General features: G+C 59.0%; 10 protein-coding genes. 3 read left to right on the top strand and 7 right to left on the bottom strand.

Going from position 1 to position 8,613, the window contains the following annotated elements:
- Positions 1–731 precede the first annotated feature (731 nt).
- From LXM94_RS24650 to LXM94_RS24620, 7 genes are all read right to left on the bottom strand, one after another.
- Positions 732–2,087, bottom strand: a complete 1,356-nt coding sequence (locus LXM94_RS24650; RefSeq protein ID WP_235774358.1) for an adenylate/guanylate cyclase domain-containing protein — start codon at positions 2,085–2,087, stop codon at positions 732–734.
- 124 nt (positions 2,088–2,211) lie between these two features.
- Positions 2,212–2,496, bottom strand: coding sequence for a copper-binding protein (locus LXM94_RS24645; RefSeq protein WP_235774357.1), 285 nt, complete (start codon positions 2,494–2,496; stop codon positions 2,212–2,214).
- Positions 2,497–2,519: 23 nt separating this feature from the next.
- The gene (locus LXM94_RS24640) at positions 2,520–2,999 is read right to left on the bottom strand and encodes a cupredoxin domain-containing protein (protein ID WP_235774355.1); all 480 of its coding nucleotides are present in this window, start codon (positions 2,997–2,999) and stop codon (positions 2,520–2,522) included.
- Positions 3,000–3,031: 32 nt separating this feature from the next.
- The gene (locus LXM94_RS24635; protein WP_235774353.1) at positions 3,032–4,381 is read right to left on the bottom strand and encodes a multicopper oxidase family protein; all 1,350 of its coding nucleotides are present in this window, start codon (positions 4,379–4,381) and stop codon (positions 3,032–3,034) included.
- Positions 4,382–4,395: 14 nt separating this feature from the next.
- Positions 4,396–5,856 (bottom strand): TolC family protein, encoded by a 1,461-nt coding sequence (locus LXM94_RS24630; protein WP_235774351.1) that lies wholly within the window; start codon positions 5,854–5,856, stop codon positions 4,396–4,398.
- The gene (locus LXM94_RS24625) at positions 5,853–6,080 is read right to left on the bottom strand and encodes a hypothetical protein (RefSeq protein ID WP_235774349.1); all 228 of its coding nucleotides are present in this window, start codon (positions 6,078–6,080) and stop codon (positions 5,853–5,855) included. The genes LXM94_RS24630 and LXM94_RS24625 overlap by 4 nt, the downstream gene beginning before the upstream one ends.
- 90 nt (positions 6,081–6,170) lie before the next feature.
- Positions 6,171–6,551 (bottom strand): hypothetical protein, encoded by a 381-nt coding sequence (locus tag LXM94_RS24620; RefSeq protein WP_235774347.1) that lies wholly within the window; start codon positions 6,549–6,551, stop codon positions 6,171–6,173.
- Positions 6,552–6,765: 214 nt separating this feature from the next.
- On the opposite strand from LXM94_RS24620, the gene LXM94_RS24615 reads away from it, so the two are divergent.
- From LXM94_RS24615 to LXM94_RS24605, 3 genes are all read left to right on the top strand, one after another.
- Positions 6,766–7,206, top strand: coding sequence for a YqaA family protein (locus tag LXM94_RS24615; protein ID WP_235774345.1), 441 nt, complete (start codon positions 6,766–6,768; stop codon positions 7,204–7,206).
- A gap of 439 nt (positions 7,207–7,645) precedes the next feature.
- The gene (gene copM / locus LXM94_RS24610; protein WP_235774343.1) at positions 7,646–8,068 is read left to right on the top strand and encodes a CopM family metallochaperone; all 423 of its coding nucleotides are present in this window, start codon (positions 7,646–7,648) and stop codon (positions 8,066–8,068) included.
- A gap of 30 nt (positions 8,069–8,098) precedes the next feature.
- Positions 8,099–8,434 carry a four-helix bundle copper-binding protein gene (locus tag LXM94_RS24605; RefSeq protein WP_235774341.1) on the top strand — a complete coding sequence of 112 codons (336 nt, stop codon included), beginning with the start codon at positions 8,099–8,101 and terminating at the stop codon, positions 8,432–8,434.
- Positions 8,435–8,613: the final 179 nt, after the last annotated feature.

The following is an 8,613-nucleotide window of genomic DNA, read 5'->3' as shown; positions in this document are numbered from 1 at the left end:
AATTTGTTCGTCGTCTTGCTTGTCATAGACCCTACTTCTCACGAGTTGGGGTCTCCGGCAAACCCGGCGCGGTTCACACTGAGTTGCCGCAGCGGGACGAAAGGGCCGACATCGTCGACCTGCTGCCGTTCAACTTCGCCAGAACCGAAGCCGCCTGACACAATAAGGTTCCAAACGTTGATCCGCTGCCAATCAACGGGTTGGCGTCAACGTGCAGCGAAAATCGCGCTTACACTCCCCCTCCATCCGCCAGCAAAAGACGGATGGTCAGACGAAACAGGTGGGGGGTCAAAATTGGACACCGGTCACCCCGCCAGAGGGGTCAATATTCCACGCCGAAACACAGCGTGACGAGGCGGTACGCCAACGTACGAGTACCGGTCAGACTCTGGTGGCAAGCCGTCACGCAAGTGATATGATGTGGGCTTCGCTGAACCATGGGAGGTGGGAATGCGTGCTTATGTACTCACCCTTGCGATGGGAGTGCTATCCGCTTCAAACGCGGCAGCAGAGCCCTTGATATTTCACACGGCGCATTTCGATGACAACACCGTGGTCAGTCTCAGTCTTGTGAGTAATCACACGGCAGAGCGAGCTGGATTTGATTACGACGTCCTTATATCGCTCTCACAAGGCGGTGTTGCGAGCGGGACCGTCTACAGTGATCCGGGAAAGCATCGAGCATTCGTGAAATGCAGTAATCCCGCCAAGGTGTCCGTCCGGGGCATCGACTATCCGGTGCGCACATTGAGCCCGGGAGGGGACGACTGGAAGGACGATCTTTGGAGGGCGGTCTGCATGACCCCTGTCTCGTAGACCAAATTATCCTCGGACGGAATGGGGCCAGATTCACGCCGCAAATACCAAACATCTATCGGGAGCCGACGTCCCGGAAGCGGCACTGAACTTTGCGGTATCCAGTGGGCGGGCGGAACTGGCGTTTGCAGCCGGGCCATCAGGGCGGCCGATACGACAAGCGGCGCATCGAGTGATTTTGCCAAAGTCTCAAGTCGCTGGGCGACGTTGACCACGTCGCCGATGACCGTGAATTCGCTGTGACATCCGCTGTCCAGAACGCCCCCGACAACCGCCCCATAGTGCAGGCCAATTCCCGCGTATAGCGCAGGGTAGCCGTTCAGCATGCTGTGGTTCTTCCAATCGTTCAGTGCATCGATGAGGTCGAGAGCGCATGCCAAGGCCCGGTCTGCGTCGCCCTCTGTCGGCGTAGGTTGGCCGAACACCGCCATGACCCCGTCCCCGATGAACTTGTCGACGGTCCCGCCATGTTGAAAGATGGTCCCGGAAACAAGGTGGCGGTATTCCGCCAGCGCCAGGGCCAGTTCGCGGGCGGGAGCGGTTTCGGCAAAGCTCGTAAAATCCCGCAGGTCGACGAACATAATCGCCGCGTTGCGACGTTCAAGATCGAGGTTTGAGCTGCCTTCCTCGAGGTCCGCGACAACGAGTGGCGAGAAGAAGCGCGAAAGATTGAGACGCCGCTTGTCGGCTTTCAGTGCCTCGTTTTGGGTCCTGTCGTGGTCCCTCGCAAGCAAGTAGATAGCGAAAGCTGTAAAGCCGAAGCTTACCGTGAGGCCCAGGTCTTGGTTGAAGAATGCTGCAAGCATCGACATCACGTCGGCCGTATGATGTCTGGCCGCCGTGATCGCCAGCATGGCTATCCAGGAAACCAGGACAATGCCGGAGAAGACAAGCACGAGCCGACGATCTTGCTTTAGGCCGACATGGTTGAGCAGAATGAAAGCCACCACCAAACTGGTCGTCGTCAGGTTGTGGTTTTCGGTAACCGGTCCGCCAAGAATGTGCGCGTATAGAATGAGCGCCACCAGCAGCGCGTCGAGAACGACAAAGAGCGTCTTCAACCAGGAGAAACCAGGCAGGAACCGCGCGGTCGCTACGGAAGCGATGCTGATGACGAGATAGCTGACGACGACGAGGAAATGGGTCCTGTCGGCACCGTCGCTGCCGCCCAGCAACAGGTTGGCGAGAAGGATGGCGAAGGCGACGAACCGCAACAGGATTGAACGGATTTCCCGTGCGGTGTCCCATTGGGCGCTAAGTGAAGACGTCATGTTTGTCGCTTGAAGAGGCGGATGGGTTTCGAAGACCTATCTGTTGGCCGAGCCCGCTTGTCTCGGTTACCGTGGAGGAGTGTGGGACACGGCCATGCAAAGGGCCGCGTCCCGATGTATCGGCTTACTTGACCTCGGTGACGGTCAGCTTGCCCTCGACGCGCTCGGCGACGAACTCGATGCTCGCGCCCTCCTTGAGCTTCTCAAGCAGGGCGTCGTCCTTGACGCGGAACACCATCGTCATCGCAGGCATCTCGAGGGACTTGAGCTCCTCGTGGATCAGCGTGACCTTCTTTGCTTTGGCATCGACTTTCTTGACGGTGCCCTTGGTGAATTCCGCCGCGAAAGCGCCGGAGGCGAGGGCGACGGCGAGTGTGGCCGCCGCCGCGAACTTGATGATGGATTTCATTGTCATGTCTCCTTGGAGCTGGATTACTTCTTGGCGACGGTCACGTCGCCATGCATCCCGGCGTCGTAGTGACCGGGAACGAGGCAGGCGATCTTGAACGTGCCGTCGTTGGTGAACTTCCAGATGATCTCGCCGGACTTGCCAGCCGCCAGACGGATCGCGTTCGGATCGTCGTGCTCCATCTCCGGGAACTTCTCCATCACGGCCTTGTGCTCCATGATCTTGTCTTCCTGATCGAGCACGAATTCATGATCGAGTTCGCCTGCGTTCTTGATCGCGAACTTCACCGTTTGGCCCTTGCGGACATTGAAGGTGGCGGGTGTGAAGATCATTTTTCCGTCTTCCGTCTCCTTCATGGTGACGCGGATGGTCTGGGTTGCCTTGGCCTTGTCTCCGGGCTCACCGACAGCCATGGCTTCACCGTGGCCACCAGCATGGGAGCCAGAGGCGAGGGCGGGAGACGCGAGCGCCGCGAGGAACAGTCCGAAAATCGCAGTCTTCATGTTTCAGTCCTTTGATTGGTTGGGAGGGGAGATCAGCCGTTCTTTGCTGGTTTCGGGGTGATCTGCGTCTTTGCATCCTTGGCCTTGGTTGCGTCGGGAAGATCGCCCGTCCACTCCCAGGCTTGGGTACCGGGTGGGTTTTCGTACCAACCGGGATCGGTGTAATCGTCGGCCGCGATGCCCTCGCGAACCTTCACCACGGAGAACATGCCGCCCATTTCGATGGGGCCGTGCGGACCCCATCCGGTCATCATCGGAACGGTGTTCTCCGGAATTTCCATTTCCATCTCGCCCATGTCAGCCATGCCAGCGGTCCCCATCGGCATGTATTCGGGGCGGAGCTTTCTGATCTTTTCCGTGACTTCCCTCTTGTCGACGCCGATGAAGGTCGGGACGTCGTGGCCCATGGCGTTCATCGTATGGTGCGACTTGTGGCAATGGATCGCCCAGTCGCCGGCGTATTTGGCGTCGAACTCATAGGCCCGCATCGCGCCGACCGGGATGTCGATGCTGACCTCCGGCCAACGGGCCTCAGGTCGCACCCAGCCGCCATCCGTACAGGTGACCTCGAAGTCGTAGCCGTGCATGTGGATCGGATGGTTGGTCATGGTCAGGTTGCCGACCCGCACCCGCACCCGGTCGTCCTTCGACACCACGAGCGGGCTGATGCCTGGAAACACACGGCTGTTCCAGGTCCAGAGATTGAAGTCCGTCATCTCCATGACGCGTGGGACGTAGGTGCCCGGATCGATATCATAGCCGCTTAGCAGGAACACGAAATCCCGGTCCACCGGCATGAACTTCTCGTCCTTCGGGTGGATGATGAACATCCCCATCATGCCCATGGCCATCTGGACCATCTCGTCGGAATGCGGGTGATACATGAAGGTGCCGGACTTCACGAGGTCGAACTCGTAGACGAAGGTCTTGCCGACGGGGATGTGCGGTTGTGACAGCCCGCCGACGCCGTCCATGCCGGACGGCAGGATCATGCCGTGCCAGTGGATGGTCGTATGTTCCGGCAGCTTGTTGGTCACGAAGATGCGGACGCGGTCGCCTTCGACCGCCTCGATGGTCGGCCCCGGCGACTGGCCGTTGTAGCCCCAGAGGTGCGCGGTCATACCCTCGGCGATCTCGCGCTCGACCGGTTCGGCGACGAGGTGGAACTCCTTGACGCCGTTATTCATCCGATGGGGCAGGCTCCAGCCGTTGAGGGTCACGACCGGGGTGTAGTCTGGCCCCGATGAGGGACGGACGGGCGTCTGGGTCTCGGCTGACCCCATCACCGCAGCCTCAGGCAGTCCCATATTGGAGGTCTTCGCCCAGGCAGCGGTCGACACCAGTGCGGCGCTCGCGCTGAGTATCTGTCTTCTGTTGAACATGTCTGTGTCCTTTCCTAGTGGCCGCCGCCGCTTTCGGCCGCCGCCGCGACTTCCGTTTCGCCATCGGCTGATCCCGCGCCACCGCCATAGATGGCAGGCGCGAGATTGGCTTCGGCCAACCAGAAATCGCGGTTTGCGCTGACGGCCAGGAGGGTGGAGTTGACCTTCTCCCGGCTGTCGGCGAGCAGTTCGAACGTATTGGTGATCATGCCATTGTAGGTGAGGAGGGATTCTTCCTCGATCTTGGTGCGCAGAGGGACGACGCTGTTGCGGTAGTGGCGCGCGATGTCGTAGTTCGAGCGATAGGCCTGGTAGGCGGACCGCGCCTCGGAACGAACGTTCACGGCTTTTTCTGCGAGCAGGTTGGCAGCCCGCATGTAGGCCAGTTCGCCCTTGCGCACCCGGGCCTTGCCGCTGTCGAAGATCGGGATCACGAACTCCAGCTCGACGTTTCCGGTCGTGTCGACGTTCTTCTCGCCGTCCTCCAACTCACGTTCAGTCTCGAACCCCGTCAGGATTTCGAGATCGGTCACGTAGCGCGTGGCCTCGGTCAGGTTGTAGGACTTGGCCGTGGCATCGAGATCGAGCTTGGCCATCTGCAGATCAACGCGACGTTGCAGGGCTTCCGCCTCGATCAGGTCTCGCTTGATCAGACCCTTCGGAAGCTGCGCCAGGCGATTGGGAATCTGATAATCGGTGTCCGATCCCCAAAGTCCCATCAACCGCGTGAGTTCCTCTTTGGCGAGGCGGGCCTCAAGCCGGGCCTTTGCGGTCTGACCCGCCAATTCGGCATAGAACACATGCTCACGGGCCTGGCCGCCCTTGGTCATTGAACCCGTTTCGCCGAGTTTTTGCGCAAGCTCCGACGCCGCGTCTGCCGCCGCCTGTGCCTGGTTGAGCTGGGCGACCGTTTCCCAGGCGGCAACGGCATTGATCCACGCCCGCCGGGTATCGGCGGCGAGCTGCAAGGTCTGCAGGGCCGCATTGAGCTGGGCCTTGCGGAATTCGGTATCGGCAATGCCGACGTTTTGTTTGTGCGTGGCAAGGGCTAGGATATTGGTGGCGATCAAACCCTCTACGGTCTTGAAGGCCTCCAATCCCGGTGTGCCGATCCCTGTCAGCCCGATACCGACGGTCGGGTTAACCAGCCTGGTCGATTGCCATGCATCCGCAGCGGAGTCACCGAGATCGGCATAGGCTGCCTGGAGGCCCTTGTTGTTGAGGAGGGCGACCTGCACCGCTGTCTCGACGTCGACGCTCTTCTTCGCCAGCAACGTCTTGACCCTGCCCGAGACGGCCTGGGCATCGTGGCGGTTCTGAATCCAGACTGTGTCTTTTCCGGTCGCTTCTGCGGTCTTGTTGGATACGGACGAGAACCCGGAGTTCTTCTGGGAATACTCCGCCGCCGAGACGCATCCACCGAGAATAAGCGGGAGCGCGACAGTCGCCACGAGTTTTAGTTTAATGATCGTCATGACGCGTCTCCTTCCGGAGCCTGCGCGTCGTTCTGGTTTCGCCACGGTTTGGGATCGACCGGGACGCGGTGCGTGTAGCCCGTAACGGGGCTTTGGTAGCGGACCGGGCGAACCTCGACCGGGAGGTCGGCAAGGTCGCCCGAAGCAATGACTTCAGGAGGCAACGTGGCAGCACAACCGCTTGCGATAAGCGGCAAGGCAACCACCAGAAATAGAGGTTTCATGGTGTAATCCGAATAGGAGATGGCAGCGGCGCAGCGGGCAACAACACCCACCTACGCACGTTCAGACCCGCAAGGACGGGCGTGTCCTATTCAGATATTCGGGGGGCGGTGCAGCGGCACGAGTTCGCCAACGACACGATTGTCGTCGATGAAATTATGGATGGAAGACATCACGATGGGGCCGCCGCCCACATCGGCGGTCGCGATAATCGCAAAACTCACGCAGAAGTCTTTGCAGCAGTCCTGCTTGGCAATTTTCTGCATGTCATCCGGAGAGGCGCTTTCGCCTCCATGGACGTGGTCGCCGTTTGTCATCTCGTGGTGATCGTCAGATTGAACAGCCGTCGATGTCGCTATCGACCCATGCATCGCTGCCGAAGCGGCGGGCAATGAGTATCCAGCCAGTGATGCGATGATCACCAAGCGAAGCAGAACCAGCATTTTTGCCAATGTGATTCGATACATACTCATGCCCGAGGACTACCATCAGCCCGGAAGTTGTCAATTGCGAGCTTCATCTAGCCGATGATTCGCGTCGATTATGTGGCGCTGCACAAGGAACCATCCCACCGATGAACGATGAAGGGCCTTGTGAGGCTTCTAACGATGGCAAGGTCAATAGGGTTCTAACAGGGGAGTGCCGAATTTATGGGAGATATGCGGATTACGCCCAGTGACTAACTTAATGGCCTATATCGGGCTTTTCCTAGTCGCCTTCGGCGCAGCCACGGTCCTGCCGTTTCAGTCAGAACCGGTCCTGATTGGCTTGCTCGTTTCGGGCAAATTCTCCGTTCCTGGGTTGATCATTGTTGCAAGTGTCGGAAACATTCTGGGAGCAGTGTGCAACTGGGTCCTCGGCCGGTTCATTCATCGCTTCCAGGACAGGGCTTGGTTTCCGGTGAAGAGGCCCTCGCTAGAAAGAGCCGGTGGTTGTTATCGGCGGTATGGGCGATGGTCGTTGCTGTTCTCTTGGATGCCACTGTTCGGGGATGCGCTGACGGTTGTAGCCGGATTGTTGCGTGAGCCCCTGTGGTCCTTCGTGATCTTCGTGACAGTGGCAAAAGTTAGCCGCTATCTCGTACTCGCGGCGGCAACTCTGGGCACAACGTCAGCCCTTGGATTCTGAGTTTCCACGGCCAGCGAGGAGGGAACATTCTTCTGAAAGGCGCGTTTGAAGGCGAAAGGAATTGCACCTCCATGCCTGTCCTGAAAACAGTTTACCGCTTGGTCCGAATTGCGGCCCTGTGCGTCATGGTGGTAAACCTCCACGGCGCGGCGGCGGCTGACCAATTCAGCGCCAATCACAATTGCCCGTCGATCACCGAGCCGGGCCATCGCTATCCAATATCCGTTCATCATGCCGGTTGCTGCACCAATTTGCATTGCTGCCCGATTCTGACAGAACCGCCGTGTGCAGACGCCCATGCAGTCGGTTCCTCGGCTGCGACACCGGTCCTGAACGAGCCCCTTCCGTTCCTGCTCGTGCGTGCATTCCATCCTCCGCCCAAGCTTCAGTTCTCCTGAAATCGAAAAACACGCAATCTCATGCAAACAGGAGAGTAAAAATGAATACTGTTCTCAAGAGCGCGATCGCGGCCGTCGCTGTACCGGCGATCCTTCTATCCTCATCAATCAACGCTTCCGCACAAACGGCAATGCCGCAGGCCTGCAAATCGGAGATGCTCGCCAGCAGCGATATGAAGATGCCGGAAATGCCGATGGAGCAAATGGCCGAGCACAAGAAGGCGATGATGGAGGGCATGCAGCAGATGCATCCCGCCATGATGCAGGGGATGATGGCCAAAGACCCTGACGTCTCCTTCGTCTGCGGAATGATCGCCCATCACATGGGTGCGATCAGCATGTCGGAGGTCGAACTGAAATATGGTGACGACCTACAGGCCAAGGCCATGGCTGAGAAGATCATCGACGCGCAGAAAAAAGAGATCGAGGAGATGACCACCTGGGTCAACGAGCACGCCAAGTAACCGCTCAATTCCTGCGAAAGGACGAACATCATGCATCATCATCAATCACCGGAGATGAAAACCTGCACCGACAACTGCCTGGCCTGCTATCGGGAATGCCTGTCGACTGCGATGAACCACTGCCTGGAGATGGGTGGCAAGCACACCGCGCCGCAGCATTTCAGACTTATGATGGCCTGCGCTGAAATCTGCCGGACCTCAGCGCATTTCATGCTGATCGGCTCGGAGCACCACAAGCATGTCTGCGGCGAGTGCGCCGAAATCTGTGCTGAGTGCGCCGGCAACTGCGAGCGGATCGGCGGCATGCAGAGCTGTGTCGACGCCTGCCGCCGATGCGCGGAGAGCTGCCGGGAGATGGCTGCTTAGATAAGTCCGACCATCCAGGCCCAGTCGGCTCGAAGCTGCGATTTTGGCCAACTCGAAGAACGGACTGTGAACACAGTGTTTGGTTAGGCTAGCTTCAGGTGCCTGAACCGCGCCGGGTTTGCCGGAGACCCCAACTCGTGAGAAGTAGGGTCTATGACAAGCAAGACGACGAACAAATT

It is taken from the genome of Rhizobium alarense, from assembly GCF_021555155.1.
GTDB lineage: Bacteria > Pseudomonadota > Alphaproteobacteria > Rhizobiales > Rhizobiaceae > Rhizobium_D > Rhizobium_D alarense.
This window is presented reverse-complemented; position numbering and strand designations above follow the sequence as displayed.